At 65.3% G+C, this 16,673-nt stretch carries 16 protein-coding genes; 12 read left to right on the top strand and 4 right to left on the bottom strand.

All coding sequences use genetic code 11. The features are described from left to right. Together JNN06_RS09280 and JNN06_RS09285 are read right to left on the bottom strand one after the other, a co-directional pair. Positions 1–510 (bottom strand): RNA methyltransferase (locus JNN06_RS09280; RefSeq protein ID WP_291239306.1); only part of this gene is annotated, 510 nt, incomplete at its 3' end. Between the two features lie 123 nt (positions 511–633). Beyond that, complete coding sequence (locus JNN06_RS09285; protein ID WP_291239307.1) at positions 634–1,107, bottom strand: Lrp/AsnC family transcriptional regulator; 474 nt, start codon at positions 1,105–1,107, stop codon at positions 634–636. A 393-nt stretch (positions 1,108–1,500) separates the two neighbouring features. Between JNN06_RS09285 and JNN06_RS09290 the strand changes: the two genes are divergently transcribed. From JNN06_RS09290 to cysA, 5 genes are all read left to right on the top strand, one after another. Next, positions 1,501–1,779 carry a hypothetical protein gene (locus JNN06_RS09290; RefSeq protein ID WP_291239308.1) on the top strand — a complete coding sequence of 93 codons (279 nt, stop codon included), beginning with the start codon at positions 1,501–1,503 and terminating at the stop codon, positions 1,777–1,779. 194 nt (positions 1,780–1,973) lie between these two features. Further along, complete coding sequence (locus tag JNN06_RS09295) at positions 1,974–2,987, top strand: sulfate ABC transporter substrate-binding protein (RefSeq protein ID WP_291239321.1); 1,014 nt, start codon at positions 1,974–1,976, stop codon at positions 2,985–2,987. Position 2,988: 1 nt separating this feature from the next. Continuing rightward, complete coding sequence (gene cysT, locus JNN06_RS09300; RefSeq protein ID WP_291239309.1) at positions 2,989–3,822, top strand: sulfate ABC transporter permease subunit CysT; 834 nt, start codon at positions 2,989–2,991, stop codon at positions 3,820–3,822. Next, positions 3,815–4,675: a sulfate ABC transporter permease subunit CysW gene (gene cysW, locus JNN06_RS09305; RefSeq protein WP_291239310.1), complete on the top strand. Its 861-nt coding sequence runs from the start codon at positions 3,815–3,817 to the stop codon at positions 4,673–4,675. Before cysT ends, cysW begins: the two co-directional genes overlap by 8 nt. 97 nt (positions 4,676–4,772) lie before the next feature. Next, positions 4,773–5,492, top strand: a complete 720-nt coding sequence (gene cysA / locus JNN06_RS09310) for a sulfate ABC transporter ATP-binding protein (protein WP_291239311.1) — start codon at positions 4,773–4,775, stop codon at positions 5,490–5,492. 24 nt (positions 5,493–5,516) lie between these two features. On the opposite strand, the gene JNN06_RS09315 is transcribed toward cysA, so the two are convergent. Next, complete coding sequence (locus JNN06_RS09315; RefSeq protein WP_291239312.1) at positions 5,517–6,347, bottom strand: prephenate dehydratase; 831 nt, start codon at positions 6,345–6,347, stop codon at positions 5,517–5,519. Positions 6,348–6,468: 121 nt separating this feature from the next. Between JNN06_RS09315 and JNN06_RS09320 the strand changes: the two genes are divergently transcribed. From JNN06_RS09320 to JNN06_RS09345, 6 genes are all read left to right on the top strand, one after another. Beyond that, positions 6,469–6,987, top strand: coding sequence for a cytochrome c family protein (locus tag JNN06_RS09320; RefSeq protein ID WP_291239313.1), 519 nt, complete (start codon positions 6,469–6,471; stop codon positions 6,985–6,987). Between the two features lie 175 nt (positions 6,988–7,162). Further along, complete coding sequence (locus JNN06_RS09325; protein WP_291239314.1) at positions 7,163–9,073, top strand: extracellular solute-binding protein; 1,911 nt, start codon at positions 7,163–7,165, stop codon at positions 9,071–9,073. A gap of 22 nt (positions 9,074–9,095) precedes the next feature. Further along, entirely contained in the window at positions 9,096–10,244 is a 1,149-nt protein-coding gene (locus JNN06_RS09330) for a microcin C ABC transporter permease YejB (protein WP_291239315.1), read from the top strand. A 3-nt stretch (positions 10,245–10,247) separates the two neighbouring features. Then, positions 10,248–11,336, top strand: coding sequence for an ABC transporter permease (locus JNN06_RS09335; protein ID WP_291239316.1), 1,089 nt, complete (start codon positions 10,248–10,250; stop codon positions 11,334–11,336). Continuing rightward, the gene (locus tag JNN06_RS09340; RefSeq protein ID WP_291239317.1) at positions 11,333–12,937 is read left to right on the top strand and encodes an ABC transporter ATP-binding protein; all 1,605 of its coding nucleotides are present in this window, start codon (positions 11,333–11,335) and stop codon (positions 12,935–12,937) included. The genes JNN06_RS09335 and JNN06_RS09340 overlap by 4 nt, the downstream gene beginning before the upstream one ends. A gap of 3 nt (positions 12,938–12,940) precedes the next feature. Next, positions 12,941–14,170 carry a glycosyltransferase family 4 protein gene (locus JNN06_RS09345; protein ID WP_291239318.1) on the top strand — a complete coding sequence of 410 codons (1,230 nt, stop codon included), beginning with the start codon at positions 12,941–12,943 and terminating at the stop codon, positions 14,168–14,170. 187 nt (positions 14,171–14,357) lie between these two features. Here JNN06_RS09345 and hemN read toward each other — a convergent pair whose 3' ends face one another. Beyond that, positions 14,358–15,713: an oxygen-independent coproporphyrinogen III oxidase gene (gene hemN, locus JNN06_RS09350; RefSeq protein WP_291239319.1), complete on the bottom strand. Its 1,356-nt coding sequence runs from the start codon at positions 15,711–15,713 to the stop codon at positions 14,358–14,360. A gap of 64 nt (positions 15,714–15,777) precedes the next feature. On the opposite strand from hemN, the gene fnrL reads away from it, so the two are divergent. Then, positions 15,778–16,524 (top strand): transcriptional regulator FnrL, encoded by a 747-nt coding sequence (gene fnrL, locus JNN06_RS09355; protein WP_291239320.1) that lies wholly within the window; start codon positions 15,778–15,780, stop codon positions 16,522–16,524. Positions 16,525–16,673 lie beyond the last annotated feature (149 nt).

The raw sequence follows: 16,673 nt of genomic DNA on the forward strand, positions 1-16,673 counted from the left end.
CTCGGGCGCCACATCGGCCTTTTGCCGGGCCAGCTCATAGCCCACCAGCAACACGCATTGCGCCAGATTGAGCGAGGGGAAATCCGGGTTCACCGGCACCGTGATGATGGCATTGGCATGCACGATGTCCTCATTCTCCAGCCCGGCGCGCTCGGGGCCGAACAGGATGCCGACGCGCTTGCCCTCGGCCATCAGGGCCCGGGCATAGTCCATCGCGCGTTCCGGCGTCATCACCGGCTTGGACAGCTCGCGCCCGCGCGCCGTGGTGGCAAAGACGAAATCGCAATCGGCAATCGCGGCGGGCAGATCGGCGAATAGCCCCGCCTGATCCAGCACCCGCCCCGCGCCCGAGGCCATGGCCACCGCCTTGGGGTTGGGCCAGCCATCGCGCGGATCGACAATCCGCATCCGGGTGAGGCCGAAATTCAGCATCGCCCGGGCGGCGGCGCCGATATTCTCGCCCATCTGGGGCCGCACAAGGATGAGGGCGGGGTCGGTCTGAACGGTCATCTGGGCAGTCTCCGGCGGGTCTGGCTCTGGCTCTGGCTTGCGCTCTGGCACTGGCATCGGCAGAACTGGCCGCCCCATACGCCGAAAACCGCGCCCCGGCAACATCGGCGCCGCCCACAGCCCTCAGCGTGCCAGCGTGTCCACCGGATAGGCGGTGGTGAACTTGATCCGCTCCATCGAGAAATGCGAGGTCACATTCTTGATCGGCACGGCATCGGTCAGCCGCCGATACAGCCGGTCGAAAGCATCCATATCGGCCACCGCGATGCGCAGCAGATAGTCGATTTCGCCCGCCATGCGGTAAACCTCCATGATCTCGGGGATGGCATGGGTCGCCTTGGCAAAGGCCTCGCGCCATTCGGCGGAATGGTCGGGCGCCTCGATCGCGGCAAAGACCGTCAGGCCGAAGCCCAGCTTGCCCGGATCGGCCAGCGAGACCCGGCGCATCAGCACGCCGGTGCCCTCCAGCTTTTGAATGCGCTTCCAGCACGGGGTTTGCGACAGGCCCACCTTGTCGGCGATCTGGGCCACCGGCAGCGTGGCATCGCGCATCAGCTGCGCCACGATCTTGCGGTCGATCAGGTCAAGCTCGGTCATCTTCCGTCTCCTTTGCGGGCACCGGGCGGTCGGGCCGGGGGGGCTGCTGCCCCGCCTGTGGCCCGGCCCATCTGGCATCTGATCTCAGAATGCCGCAAACCGGAGAAATGTCTACTATATTTATCGTTATTTATTGCCCCGCGTCGCCACGCCAGCTTTCTCCATGAAATCAAGGCGCTGTGGCGCTGCGGTAGAATTTTCCTTGCTGCAAAAGGCCCTGCGCAGCGCTTTCCCGCTGTGGCGGGGCAGGGGCGCGAAAGCGGACGGAGAAGAATCTTCCACAATCACGACCATCTTTAGCGTGAATTTTCCTTTGCAATACTCGACTGATCGTGTCGTTATTATGGGGCAAGGGCCGCACCAGCGCCGCCCCCCAGCCAAGGAGATCGCAAGATGACCGCATATGCCCCCACGCCCTTCGGGCTGACCCAGGCCATGCCGCGGATGCACGCGCATCCGTCCGGGGGCGATCACCCCACCTGTGCCGTCCGGCTGGTGGACCGCCGCACCGGCGCGCTGCACCGGATCAACGGCACGCCGCTGACCCTTTACACCCGCCGCCCGCAGGAGGCCGCCGCCGAGCTGCTGGCCGGCCGCGATCCCGCCCATTGGGAGGCGCGCATCGAACAACTGGGCAGCCGGCAGCCCGAAGCGGGGAGGGCGCCGCGATGACCGCCTTTCCCGCCCTGCTTCTGGGCCTCTCGCCCATCTTCCCGCTTTTTCCGCGCGCCACCGCGCCGCGCCGTTCCCAGAAAGACACCGACATGCTGACCACCATCAAACTCGCAGGCGAAACCCTGGCTCAGGGCGTCAAGGTTCAGGACCATCTGGATGGCCGCGTGACCATCGAAACCGGGCGCGAGCGGCTGACCGGCTGGCCGGTGCCGCGCTATCTGCGCGGCGCGCTTTCGGTGCTGGCGCTGGCCCTGCTGGGCCTTGGCGCCGCGCCGCAGGCACAGGCCGAGGCGCTGCTGAATGTCAGCTATGACCCCACGCGCGAGCTGTATCGCGAGTTCAACGAGGCCTTCGCCGCCCATTGGCAGGCCGAGGGCAACCCCGCGCCCGAGATCGAAACCTCGCATGGCGGCTCGGGCGCGCAGGCGCGCTCGGTGATCGACGGGCTGGGGGCGCAGGTGGTGACGCTGGCGCTGGCCAGCGACATCGACAAGATCGCCGCCACCGGCAAACTGCCCGCCGATTGGCAGGGCAAGCTGCCGCACAACTCCTCGCCCTATACCTCCACCATCGTGTTTCTGGTGCGCGAGGGGAACCCCAAGGGCCTGAAAGACTGGGGCGATCTGGTGGGCGAGGGGGTGGAGGTCATCACCCCCAACCCCAAGACCTCGGGCGGGGCGCGCTGGAACTATCTGGCCGCCTGGGCCTGGGCCGAGAAAAACGGCCAGGACCCCAAGGCCTTTGTGGGCGAGCTGTTCAAACATGTGCCGGTGCTGGACAGCGGCGCACGCGGCGCCACCACCACCTTCGCGCAGCGCGGCATTGGTGACGTGCTGCTGGCCTGGGAGAACGAGGCCTATCTGGCGCTGAAAGAGCTGGGCGAGGATGAGTTTGACATCGTGGTGCCCTCGGTCTCGGTGCTGGCCGAACCGCCGGTGGCATTGGTGGAGGGCAACATCACCTCCGACGATCAGCGCAAGCTGGCCGAGGGCTATCTGAACTACCTCTATTCCCCCGAGGGGCAGGCCATCGCCTTCAAGCACTTCTACCGCGCCTGGGATGCGAGCAAGGCCGCGCCGGAAGATGTGGCGCGCTTCCCCAAGCTCGAGCTGGTCGACATCGCCCATTTCGGCGGCTGGGCCAAGGTGCAGCCCGAACATTTCGGCGATGGCGGCATCTTTGATCAGATCTATGTGAGCAAGTGACATGCGGCCGCTGATCCACCGCTCTCCCATGCCGGGGCTTGGCCTTTCCATGGGGATCACGCTGACGATGCTGACCATCGTCGTCTTGCTGCCCATCGGCGCCCTTCTTGTGAAGGGCGCCACTTTCGGCCCCGGCAATGTCTGGGAGGTGGTGAACCGCGAAAGGGTCTGGGCCGCGCTGTTCCTCTCGTTCCGGCTGTCGCTGCTGGCGGCGCTGTTCAATCTGGTCTTTGGCGTGCTGCTGGCCTGGGTGCTGGTGCGCTATCCCTTTCCGGGGCGGCGGCTGCTGGATGCCGCCGTCGATCTGCCCTTCGCCCTGCCCACGGCGGTGGCGGGCATCGCGCTGACCGCGCTTTACGCGCCCAATGGCCTCTTCGGCGGGCTGGCAAAAGAGGTGGGGCTGAAGATCGCCTATACCCAATGGGGCATCTTTCTGGCGCTGGTGTTCGTGGGCCTGCCCTTCGTCACCCGCACCGTGCAGCCGGTGATCGAGGAGATCGACCGCGAGGTCGAGGAGGCCTCGGCCACCCTCGGCGCCACCCGCTTTACCACCCTGCGCCGCATCATCCTCCCGATGCTCGCCCCCGCCGCGCTGACGGGCTTTGCCCTCTCGCTCGCCCGCGCGGTGGGCGAATATGGCAGCGTGATCTTCATTGCCGGAAACATCCCGCTGGTCACCGAAATCGCGCCGCTGCTGATCGTCATCCAGCTGGAGGAGTTCAACTATGACGCCGCCGCCGCCATCGGTATCGCCATGCTGACCCTCAGCTTTGCCATGCTGCTGGCCATCAACCTCATCCAGATCTGGAGCCGCCGGAGAATCGGGCATGTCTGACACCACCCTCCCTTTCCGCAACCCCACCAGCGAAACCGTGCTGGCCCGGCGCAGCCTGATCGCGCTCGCGGTGCTGGGCATGGCGCTGCTGGTCGGCGCACCGCTGCTGATGGTCTTTGCCGAGGCGCTGGCCAAAGGCCTCGGTGCCGCGCTGGAAAGCCTGGGCAACCGGGACGCGCGCGCGGCCATCCAGCTCACGCTGATCATCACCGCCATCGCACTGCCGCTGAACGCCATGTTCGGCATTGCCGCCGCCTGGTTCATCACCAAATTCGATTTTCGCGGCAAGGCCTTCCTGATCACCCTGATCGACCTGCCCTTCTCGGTCTCGCCCGTGGTGGCGGGGCTTTGCATCGTCTTGATGTTCGGGGCCAATTCGCTGATCGGCGGCTGGCTTGTGGCCCACGGCCTGCCCATCGTCTTTGCCCTGCCGGGTATCGTGCTGGCCACGCTGTTCGTCACCTTCCCCTTTGTCGCGCGCGAGCTGATCCCGGTGATGATCGAACAGGGCCGCGCCGAGGAGGAGGCCGCGCTGACGCTGGGCGCCTCTGGCTGGCGCGTGTTCCGCACCGTGACACTGCCGAATATCCGCTGGGCGCTGCTTTATGGCGTGCTGCTTTGCAATGCCCGCGCCATGGGCGAGTTCGGCGCCGTCGCCGTGGTCTCCGGGAAGATCAGGGGCCAGACCGCCACCATGCCGATCACCATCGAGATGCTGTACAACGAATACCTCTCGGTCGCCGCCTTCTCCATGGCCGCGCTGCTCACTGCCTTGGCGCTGCTCACCCTGCTGCTGAAAACCCTGCTGGAGCTGCGCCACGCCGACGCGCTGGCCGCCACGCGCCGCCATTGAAGCGAGTAGGCCGCCTGTCGCGCCCCACTCATTTTCTGTTCAAAAATATCCCGGGGGTCCGGGGGCAGCGCCCCCGGCCTTGTTGAAAGGGCAACCCATGCACATCGAAATCGACGAGATCACCAAAGCCTTCGGCGCCACCGCCGCCCTGCACCCCGTCTCGCTCGCCATCCCCTCCGGGGCGCTGGTGGCGCTGCTCGGCCCTTCCGGCTCGGGCAAGACCACGCTTCTGCGCATTCTGGGCGGCTTGGAATTCGCCACGGCGGGCCGCGTGCTGTTTGACGGGCAGGATGCCACCGGCCTTTCGGTGCAAGACCGCCGCGCGGGCTTTGTGTTCCAAAGCTATGCGCTGTTCCGGCATATGACGGTGTTTGACAATATCGCCTATGGGCTGACCGCGCGCCCCCGCGCCAGCCGCCCGCCCAAACCCGAGATCGCCCGCCGCGTCACCCGCCTGTTGGAGCTGATCCAGCTGCCCGAGATCGGCAGCCGCTTCCCCAGCCAGCTGTCCGGCGGCCAGCGGCAGCGCGTGGCCCTGGCGCGCGCGCTGGCCATCGAGCCGCGCATGCTCCTGCTGGATGAGCCCTTCGGCGCGCTGGATGCCAAGGTCCGCAAGGAATTGCGGCAGGGCCTGCGCGACATTCACGATGAAACCGGCCTCACCACCATCTTCGTGACCCATGATCAGGAAGAGGCGATGGAACTGGCCGATCTGGTGGTGGTGATGTCGATGGGCCGCATCGAACAGGTTGGCAAACCGCAAGACATCCGCGCCCGCCCGGCTACGCCCTTCGTGCGCGATTTCCTGAACGCCTGAGGCCCTGCGCCGCGCCGGTGGCGGTCAATCCCGCCGCCGGTCCGCCGGGTAGACGCCGAGCACGTTCAGCTCGGTGGTGAAATAGCGCAGCTCCTCCAGCGCGCGGGCCACCGGGGCATCCTCGGGATGGCCCTCAATATCGGCGTAAAACTCGGTCGCGGTGAAGCTGCCCCCCACCATATAGCTTTCCAGCTTGGTCATGTTCACGCCATTGGTGGCAAAGCCGCCCATGGCCTTGTAAAGCGCCGCCGGAATGTTGCGCACCCGGAAGGTGAAGGTGGTGATCATCTCGGGGGCGCGGCGGCTGTGATCGGGGTCGCGGCTCATCACCAGAAAGCGGGTGGTGTTATTGGCCTGATCCTCGATATGGCGGGCCAGCACGTCCAAGCCGTAAATCTCGGCCGCCAGCTCGCTCGCCAGCGCGGCGCGGGCCGGATCGCCCGCCTCGGCCGCCTCGCGCGCGGCGCGGGCATTGTCGCTGCTGACCACGCCCTTGATGCCATGGCCGCGCAGGAACAGCGCGCATTGCGGCAGGATCACCACATGGCCATGCGCCTCGCGCACCTGCTCCAGACGCGCGCCCTTCACTCCCAGAAGGTTCACATGCACCCGCACAAAGGCCTCGTCCACGATATGCAGGCCCGCGCGCGGCAGCAGGCTATGCACATCCGCCACCCGGCCATAGGTCGAATTCTCGACCGCCAGCATCCCCAGATCCACCTCGCCCGAACGGGTCTTTTCCACCACATCCTCGAAAGTGGTGCAGGGCACCGGCTCGAAACCGGGGCGGGCCTGCGCGCAGGCCTGATGCGAATAGGCGCCCAGTTCCCCCTGAAAGGCGATGCGTCCTGCCATCTTGTCACACTCCGCGGGCAATTCGCCGCATTTGCACAGTTTGTCGCGCTACTACACCTTGAAAACCGCAGGGGGAAGCGGATAGAAGCCCCTCAGCTTCATGCCAAGAACGGGACGCGACATGTTCGACACGATGACAATCACCAAGGGTCTGGGCGCCGTCTGCGGGTCGCTCCTTGTGTTCATGCTGTTCAACTGGGCGGGCGATGGCCTGTATTCCACGGGCGGCGGCCATGGCGGTGAAGAAACCCAATCCTACTCCATCGCTGTCGAAGGTGGCGCCGCCACGGCGGAAACCGCCGAAGCCGGCCCGGATTTCGCAACCGTCTTCGCCGCAGCCGATGCCGCCAAGGGCGAAAAGGTCTTTGCCAAGTGCAAGGCCTGCCACAAGGTTGACGGCACCGATGGCACCGGCCCGCATCTGAACGGTGTGGTGGGCCGCGCCAAGGCCTCGATCGCGAGCTTTGGCTATTCCGACGCGCTGAAGGCCATGGCGGCTGACAGCTGGACCCCGGAAAACCTCGAAAAATTCCTGACCAATCCGAAAGGCTATGCGCCGGGCACCAAGATGTCCTTCGCCGGTCTGCCGAAAGTGGATGACCGCGCGAACCTCATCGCCTGGCTGGCCACCCAGCAGTAATCTGCGCGCCATCCGGCGTGGCAAGGGCCGTCCCGCCGGGGCGGCCCTTTGCTTTTGCACCCCTGCTTTCACGCAATCGCGCCCCCCCTTTCACGCAATCGCGCCTTGAGGGGGCGTGTTTTTCCGCTACTCTCTTGCCCAGACCGCCGCAGAGCGGACCCAGACAGGAGTAGCCATGCCCAAATCCCGCGCCACCGCCCTTCGCCGCCCGCAACCCGCCCTTCCCGGTCTCGCCCTCGGCGTTGGTATCGGGCTTGCGGCGCTTCTGGCAGCACTGGGCAGCGCGCGGGCGGAAGGGCAGGTCATCACCGCCCATGGCATCTCCAGCTTCGGTGATCTGAAATACCCCGCCGATTTCAAACATCTGGATTATGTGAACCCTGCCGCCCCCAAAGGCGGCGAGATCGTGGAATGGAGCATGGGCGGCTTTGACACGCTGAACCCCTTCACCGTGAAGGGGCTCGGCGCCGCGCTCTCCACCGTGATGCTGGAATCGCTGCTGACCGGCACCGCAGACGAGATCGGCGCGGCCTATTGCCTGCTTTGCTCCAAGATCGAATATCCCGAAAGCCGCGATTGGGTGATCTTCCACCTGCGCCCCGAGGCCAAGTTCTCCGACGGCACGCCGCTGACCGCCGAGGATGTGCTGTTCAGCTATGAAACCTTCCTGGCCAAGGGCCTGTCGGATTTCCGCGCCGTGCTGGCGCAGCAGTTGGACAAGGTCGAGGTGCTGGACCCGCAGCGCATCAAGTTCACCTTCAAACCCGATTACCCCAAGCGCGACCTCATTCAGGATGTAGGCAGCCTGAACGTGTTCTCCAAGGCGCAGTTCGAGGCGGAAAAGATCGACCTTGAGGAACCGCGCCTGCAACCCTTCATCGGCTCCGGCCCCTATATGTTCGACAAGATGGAGCCGGGCCGCTCCATCGCCTACAAGCGCAACCCCGATTACTGGGGCAAGGATCTGCCGATCAATCTGGGGCGCAACAATTTCGACCGGCTGCGCATCGAATATTTCGCCGATACCACCGCCGCGTTCGAGGGGTTCAAATCCGGCATCATCACCTTCCGCAACGAGAATTCCTCGCGGCAATGGGCCACCGGCTATGATTTCCCGGCGCTGCAAGCGGGCCATGTGGTGAAGGCCGAGCTGCCCTCGGGCGCCAAGGCCAGCGGTCAGGCCTACCTGTTCAATCTGCGCCGCGAGAAATTCGCCGACCCCCGCGTGCGCGAGGCGATCGGGCTGATGTTCAATTATGAATGGTCGAACCAGACCCTGTTCTACGGGCAATACAGGCGCATCAATTCCATCTGGGACAATACCGATCTCGCCGCCACCGGCGCCCCCTCGCCCGAGGAGGTCGCGGTGCTGCAACCCCTTGTCGATGCACAGCTTTTGCCCGCATCCATCCTGACAGACGAGGCGGTGATGGCCCCGGTTTCCGGCGCGCGGCAGCTGGATCGCGGCAATCTGCGCCGCGCCTCCGCCCTGCTGGACGAGGCGGGCTGGCCGGTGGGCGAGGACGGCATGCGCCGCAATGCCAAGGGGCAGATGCTGACGGTCGAATTCCTCAATGACGATCCGACCCTCGACCGCGTGCTGAACCCCTATGTCGAGAACCTGCGCGCCCTCGGGGTCGATGCCCGCAACACCAAGGTGGACCCGGCGCAGTTTGAAAACCGCACCCGCCCGCCGCAATATGATTTCGACATCATCAGCGGCCGCGCTTTGTCGGAATACATCCCCTCCTCGGGGCTCAAGCAATATTATGCCAGCACCAGCGCCGACAATTCGGCCTTCAACCTGATGGGGCTGAAATCGCCGGCGGCGGATAAGCTGATCGACCAGCTGATCGCCGCCAAAACCCGCGAGGAGATGACCATTCTCACCCGCGCGCTGGATCGCGTGCTGCGCGCCGAACGCTTCTGGGTGCCGCAATGGTTCAAGGATAGCCACACCGTCGCCTATTACGACCAGTTCGCCCATCCGGAGGCCCTGCCGCCCTATGCTCTGGGCGAGATGGATTTCTGGTGGTATGACGCAGAAAAGGCGGCGCGGCTGAAGGCGGCCGGCGCCCTGCGATAACAAGAACAGGCAGACGCACCCCATGGGCGCCTATATCCTTCGACGGCTTCTGCTGATCATCCCGACGCTGTTCGGGATCATGCTGGTGAACTTTGCCCTCACGCAACTGGTGCCCGGCGGCCCGATCGACCAGATCGCCGCGCAGCTGGAGGGCAATGGCGATGCCTTCGACGCGGTGTCGGGCAGCGGGGCTGACGCGGGCGTCTCCGACGAGGCCGACAGCAGCTATATCGGCGCCCGCGGCCTGCCGCCCGAGCTGGTGGCGAAGCTGGAGGTGCAGTTCGGCTTTGCCCGCATCACCTGCGCCCCCGGCTTCACCGGCACACCCGACCTCAAGGCGCCCGAATGCAGCAAAGAGATGATCCCGGCCTGGGAGCGCTTTTTCATCATGATGGGCCGCTATCTGCGCTTTGATTTCGGCGACAGCTATTTCCATTCGCGCAGCGTGGTGGATCTGGTGATCGACAAGATGCCGGTCTCGATCTCGCTGGGCCTGTGGTCCACCCTCATCGCCTATATGGTCTCGATCCCGCTGGGCATCCGCAAGGCCGTGCGCGAGGGCGACCGGTTTGACACCTGGACCTCCACCCTGATCATCGCGGCCTATGCCATTCCCGGTTTCCTGTTCGCCATCATGCTGATGGTGGTCTTTGCCGGGGGCACCTACTACCAGTGGTTCCCGCTGCGCGGCCTGACCTCCGACAACTGGGAAAGCCTCAGCCTCTGGGGCAAGGTCACCGATTACCTCTGGCACATGGTTCTGCCGATCACCGCCTCCACCATTGCCAGTTTCGCCACCATGACCTTGCTGACCAAGAACAGCTTCCTCGATGAAATCCGCAAGCAATATGTCATCACCGCCCGCGCCAAGGGCCTGTCGGAGGCGCGGGTGCTGTATGGCCATGTGTTCCGCAATGCCATGCTGATCGTCATCGCGGGTTTCCCGGCGCTGTTCATCGCGGTGTTCTTCGGCTCCTCGATGATCATCGAGACGATCTTCAGCCTCGATGGCCTGGGGCGGCTGGGCTATGAGGCGCTGATCAAGCGCAATTACCCGGTGGTTTTCGGCACGCTTTACGCCTTTTCGCTGCTGGGCCTGCTGGTCGGCATCCTGTCGGACCTGACCTATACCCTGGTCGATCCGCGTATCGACTTTGAAAAGCGGGGGTAACCCATGGCCCTGTCGCCGCTCAACCAGCGCCGCTGGCGCAATTTCAAGGGCAACCGCCGGGCCTGGTGGTCGCTCTGGCTTTTCGCCGCGCTGTTTGGCCTCTCGCTCTGCGCCGAGCTGCTGGCCAATGACAAGCCGCTGCTGGTCAGCCACAAGGGCGGCTTCTACACCCCCTTCCTGACCTTTTACCCCGAAACCACCTTTGGCGGCGATTTCCGCACCGAGGCGAATTACCGCGAGCCAGAGGTGCAATGCCTGATCGTGGCGCAGGGCTCCGAGACCTGCTGGGATGACCCGGAGGGCGTGTTGGCACAGGCGCAACAAAGCCCCGATGCGGGCTGGATGCTCTGGGCGCCGATCCCCTACAGCTATAACACGATTAATGATCTGGGCCGCGCGGCCCCCTCGCCCCCCGATGCGCAGCACTGGCTGGGCACCGATGACACTGCGCGCGATGTGGCGGCGCGGGTGATCTATGGCGTCCGCATCTCGGTGCTGTTCGCGCTGATCGTCACCAGCCTCACCAGTGTCATCGGCATTGCGATGGGCGCGGTGCAGGGCTATTTCGGTGGCTGGGTTGACCTGATCGTGCAGCGCGTTCTGGAAATCTGGGGCGCGACCCCCACGCTTTATGTCATCATCATCGTCGCGGCGGTCTGGCGGATGAATTTCTGGCTGCTGGTGGCGATCATGGTGACCTTCGGCTGGACCTCGCTCATCGGCGTGGTGCGGGCCGAGTTCCTGCGCGCCCGCAACTTTGAATATGTCCGCGCCGCCCGCGCGCTGGGCGTGCCGGATCGGGTGATCATGTTCCGTCATGTGCTGCCCAATGCCATGGTTGCCACCCTCACCATGCTGCCCTTTCTGGTCACCGGCGCCATCAGCACCCTGGCGATGCTGGATTTTCTGGGCTTCGGCCTGCCTGCCTCCGCCCCCTCGCTGGGCGAGCTGACCCAGCAGGCCAAGCAGAACCTGCAAGCGCCCTGGCTGGCCTTCACCGCCTTTTTCACCTTCGCCATCATGCTGTCGCTGCTGGTCTTCATCTTTGAAGGCGTGCGCGATGCCTTCGACCCGCGAAAGACCTTCCAATGAGCCTGCTGTCGGTCGAAAACCTGCATATCCGCTTCCGGCAGGAGGGCCGCCTGATCCATGCGGTGAAGGGCGTCAGCTTCCATGTGGACAAGGGCGAGACCGTGGCGCTGGTGGGCGAAAGCGGCTCTGGCAAATCGGTCACCGCGCTGTCGGTGGTGCGGCTTCTGGCCGATAATGCGCAACTGGAGGGCAGCATTCGCTGGCAGGGGCAAGAGATGACCGATGCCGCCGAACCCGCGCTGCGGGCGATGCGCGGCAATGACATCAGCTTTATCTTTCAAGAGCCGATGACCAGCCTCAACCCCTTGCACACGATCGAGAAACAGATCGCCGAAAGCCTTGCCTTGCATCAGGGCCTGCGCGGCGAGGTTGCGCGCGCCCGCATCGTGGAGCTGCTGGCGAAGGTTGGCATCCGCGATGCCGAAAGCCGGTTGACCGCCTATCCGCACGAGCTTTCGGGCGGGCAGCGCCAGCGCGTGATGATCGCCATGGCGCTGGCCAATGGCCCCGAACTGCTGATCGCCGACGAGCCGACCACCGCGCTGGACGTGACGATCCAGGCGCAGATCCTCGAGATGCTGGCCGAGCTGAAGGCCCGCGAGGGGCTGTCGATGCTGTTCATCACCCATGATCTTGGCATCGTGCGCCGCATTGCCGACCGGGTTTGCGTGATGCAGGGCGGCGAGATTGTCGAGCAGGGGCCTACGGCCGAAATCTTTGCCAATCCGCAGCACCCCTATACCTGCAGCTTGCTGGCCGCCGAGCCGAAGGGCCGCCCCGATCCGGTGCCCGCCGGCGCGCCGGTGGTGGCCGAGGCGCAAGACCTGCGCGTCTGGTTCCCGATCAAGACCGGCCTCATGCGCCGCGTCACCGGCCATGTGAAGGCGGTGAATGGCGCCAGTTTTGCCCTGCGCGCGGGTGAAACCTTGGGGATTGTGGGCGAAAGCGGCTCGGGCAAGACCACGCTGGCGCTGGCCCTGCTGCGCCTGATCCCCTCGCAGGGGCGCATCGTCTTTCTGGGCCACCGCATCGACGATCAGCGCGGCGGGGCCTTGCGCAGCCTGCGCCGCGATCTGCAAATCGTGTTCCAGGACCCTTATGGCAGCCTTTCTCCGCGCATGACGGTGGAGGAAATCATCGCCGAAGGCCTCGGCGTGCATGGGCTGGAGCCGGGGCGCGACCGGACGCAGATGGTGGCCGCCATCATGCAGGAAGTCGGCCTCGACCCGGCCATGATGGGCCGTTACCCGCATGAGTTTTCCGGCGGCCAGCGCCAGCGCATCGCCATCGCCCGCGCCATGATCCTGCGCCCCAAACTGGTGGTGCTGGACGAGCCGACTTCGGCACTGGATATGACGGTGCAGGTGCAGATCGTCGAATTGCTGCGCGACCTTCAGCGGAAATGGGGCCTGGCCTATCTGTTCATCAGCCATGATCTGCGGGTAGTGCGGGCGCTGTCGCATCAGGTTCTGGTGATGCGGGCGGGCGATGTGATCGAGGCGGGCGAGGGCGCGCAGGTCTTCGAGGCCCCGCGCGAGGCCTATACCCGCGCCCTGGTGGCGGCGGCGCTTGGCCAGCCCGGCGGCGATTTGCAAGGTTGAATGATGAAAATCCTGTTTGTGCATCAGAATTTCCCCGGCCAGTTCCTGCATCTGGCCCCGGCCTTGCAGGCGCGCGGCCATGATTGCGTCGCGCTGACCGATGTGACCAACAGCCGGACAAGCCCGATCCAGACGGTGAAATACCGCCATTCCGCGCCCAACCCCGATCCGGCGGCCTGCCGTCTGGGGCGCAATTTCACCCAGATGAGCGATCGCGGCGTCACCGTGGCGCGGGCCTGTCTGCAACTGCGCGACAAGGGCTATGTGCCCGATGTGATCTTTGGCCATTCCGGCTGGGGCGAGACGCTGTTTCTCAAGGAAATCTGGCCCGAGGCCAAGCTGCTGGTCTATAGCGAGTTCTATTACAAGGGGCGCGGCGCCGATGTCGGTTTCGACCCCGAATTCGATCAGCCCAGCTTTGATCAGGTGATGATCGCCCAGGGCCGGGCGGCGCATCTGGCGCAATCGCTGGTCCATGCCGATGCCGGCCTCTCGCCGACCCGGTGGCAGGCCAGCACCCATCCGCCCGCGCTGCGCAACCGGATCGAGGTGATCTTCGACGGCGTCGACACCGCCGTCATGTGCCCCAACCCGCAAGCCACACTGACCCTGCCGAATGGCCGGGTGTTGCGCGCGGGCGACGAGGTGCTGACCTTCGTGAACCGCAACCTGGAACCCTATCGCGGCTATCACAGCTTCATGCGCGCGCTGCCCGCGATTCTGGCCGAGCGGCCCGAGGCGCAGGTGGTGATCGTGGGCGGCGATGATGTTTCCTATGGCCGTCCGGCGCCGGAGGGGCAGAAGTGGAAAGACATCTATCTGGCCGAGGTCGCCGACCGGATCGACCTCAGCCGGGTGCATTTCCTCGGCAAGGTGCCCTATCCCAGCTTTGTCGCGCTGATGCAGGTCAGCCGCGTGCATGCCTATCTCACCTATCCCTTCGTCCTCAGCTGGTCGATGCTGGAGGCGATGAGCGCGGGATGTCTGGTGATCGGCTCGCGCACCGCCCCGGTGCAAGAGCTGATCGAGGATGGGGTGAATGGCCGTCTGGTCGACTTTCACGATGTGAAGGGCTGGTCGCGGCTGATTTCCAAGGCCCTGGCGCGGCCCGAGAAATTCACCGCCATGCGGCAGGCCGCGCGCGAAACCATCGTGCGGGGCTATGATCTGCAAACCGTCTGCCTGCCGCGCATGATCGGCTGGGTCGAGAGCTTCGGCCCCGACAAGCCCTGACGCATTAAGGCCCGACCCTTTGCGCAGGCCAAGGCCGATCCACAGCAGGATCGGCAGCAGGCCCGCGATCAGTGTCAAAAGCGCCGTCACCTTGCCCCCTCATGGCCGTTGCGGGGTGCATGGGCCGCCCGCAGCGGCAGATTGGCGCAAAGACGTGAACGAAGGATGAACTTTTTGCCGCCCCGCCTCAGATGGCTGCCGAATGCTGGGCCTTGCTTTGGTCATAGGCATCAAAGGCCCGCGCCACCATCCGGGTCAGCGGGCGGGCGCGCGGCGGGATCGCGAGGCCCTCTGCCGTCAGCTCCACCATCTCGCCGAATTGCGCCTTGGCGGCGGCAAACATCGGGGCCAACTGCGCCTCGGTCGCGCCGAAATCGCGCTGCAACTCGGCCAGAGACACCCGGAAATCGCACATCAGCGCTTCAATGATCCGGCCGCGCAGCCGGTCCTCGGCGGTGAAGGCATGGCCGCGATGGGTGGTGAACTGCCCGGCGCGCACCGCTTTGGTGTAATCGGAGGTGCGGGCGGCATTCTGCGCAAACCCCTGCGGAAAGCGCGAGATGCTGGAGGCGCCAAGCCCGACCAGGACCCCCGAGACATCATCGGTATAGCCCTGGAAATTGCGCCGCAACTGCCCCTGCCGCGCCGCCACCGCCATGCGGTCCTCGGGCCTCGCGAAGTGGTCGATCCCGATGGCCTCATAGCCATCCCATTGAAAAAGCTTGGCCGCCGTCTCGAACAGGCGCAGGCGTTCCTGCGGGGTCGGGATCGCATCCGACGGGATCATCTGCTGGCGGCGGCTCATCCAGGGCACATGGGCATAGCCGTAAAGCGCCACCCGGTCGGGCGCGAGGCTGAGCAGTTTCTGCACCGAATCCGCGATGCGCGCGGGCGTCTGGAAGGGCAGCCCATACAGAATATCGGCGTTCAGGCTATGCACGCCGCGCTCACGGATCATCTGCGCCACATCGCGCGTCAGCTCATAGGGCTGGATGCGGCCGATGGTCTTCTGGATCTCCGGGTCGAAATCCTGCACCCCGATGGAGGCGCGGTTCATCCCCGCCGCTGCCAGCGCATCCAGCCGGGGGGCGTCAACCTCGTCGGGGTCGATCTCCACCGAGAACTCGGCCCCCTCTGCCAGCGGCACCACGTCAAACACCGCGCCGGCCAGATCGCGGATCAGGCCGGGCTGCAACAGCGTGGGCGTGCCGCCGCCCCAATGCAGGCGCGAGAGCCGCACGCCGGGGGCCAGATGCCGCTTCAGCATGGCGATTTCGGCTTTCAGAACCTCGACATAGGCGATGACCGGATCATCGCTGGAGGTGCCCTGCGTGCGGCAGGCGCAGAACCAGCACAGGCGGCGGCAAAACGGCACATGCAGGTAAAGCGAGATTTCCGCCCCCGCCGGGATCGTCTCGATCCATTGCGCAAACAGCGGCGGGGTGACGCCCTCGCCGAAATGCGGGGCGGTGGGATAGCTGGTGTAGCGGGGCACCCGGGCGTCGAACAAACCGAGCCGGGCGAGTTGCGATTCCTGTTCCATGCGCCTAAACTGGCCGGAACGCCGCGCGAAGGCTTTGATGTAAATCAAGATCAGGAAAACCCGGATGCCGATGCAGGATATGCACCATGTGCATCACGAGTGTGGAGATTGCCCCATCCGTCACCGTGCCGTCTGCGCCCGCTGCGAGGCGGATGAATTGGCACGGCTGGAGCAGATCAAGTATTATCGCAGCTTTCAGGCCGGGCAGACGGTGATCTGGTCGGGCGACCGGATGGATTTTGTGGCCTCGGTGGTCACCGGCATCGCCACGCTGACGCAGACGCTGGAGGATGGGCGGCGGCAGATGGTGGGGCTTTTGCTGCCGTCGGATTTCGTGGGGCGGCCCGGTCGGGCCACGGCGGCCTATGATGTGACCGCGACGACCGATCTTGTGATGTGCTGTTTCCGCAAGAAACCCTTTGAAGACATGATGATCACCACGCCGCATGTGGCGCAGCGCCTGCTGGAGATGACGCTGGACGAGCTGGATGCGGCGCGGGAATGGATGCTGTTGCTGGGCCGCAAGACGGCGCGGGAAAAGATCGCCTCGCTGCTGGGCATCATCGCGCGGCGCGATGCGACGTTGAAGCTGAAGGCGCCGAAAGGGGCCGTCACCTTTGATCTGCCGCTGACGCGCGAGGAGATGGCGGATTATCTGGGCCTGACGCTGGAAACCGTCAGCCGCCAGATGTCGGCCCTCAAGCGCGACGGGGTGATCCTGCTGGAAGGCAAACGCCACGTCACCATCCCCGATTTCGACCGCCTGATGGAAGAGGCGGGCGATGACAGCGATGGCGGGATGCTGGGGTAACCTGGCCGCGATTGACCGAGGCCATTGCCGAGGTCATGTGGAAACGCTTCCACATCGGGCCGGTGGCCCGAAGCCACCGGCCAGCGCCCGCCCTCCGGGCGGCGGGCGCTTTCGCGCCCACCGGGCAGGCTCTGGCCTCTGTCAGCCCT

The organism is Gemmobacter sp., from assembly GCF_016792925.1.
GTDB lineage: Bacteria > Pseudomonadota > Alphaproteobacteria > Rhodobacterales > Rhodobacteraceae > Gemmobacter.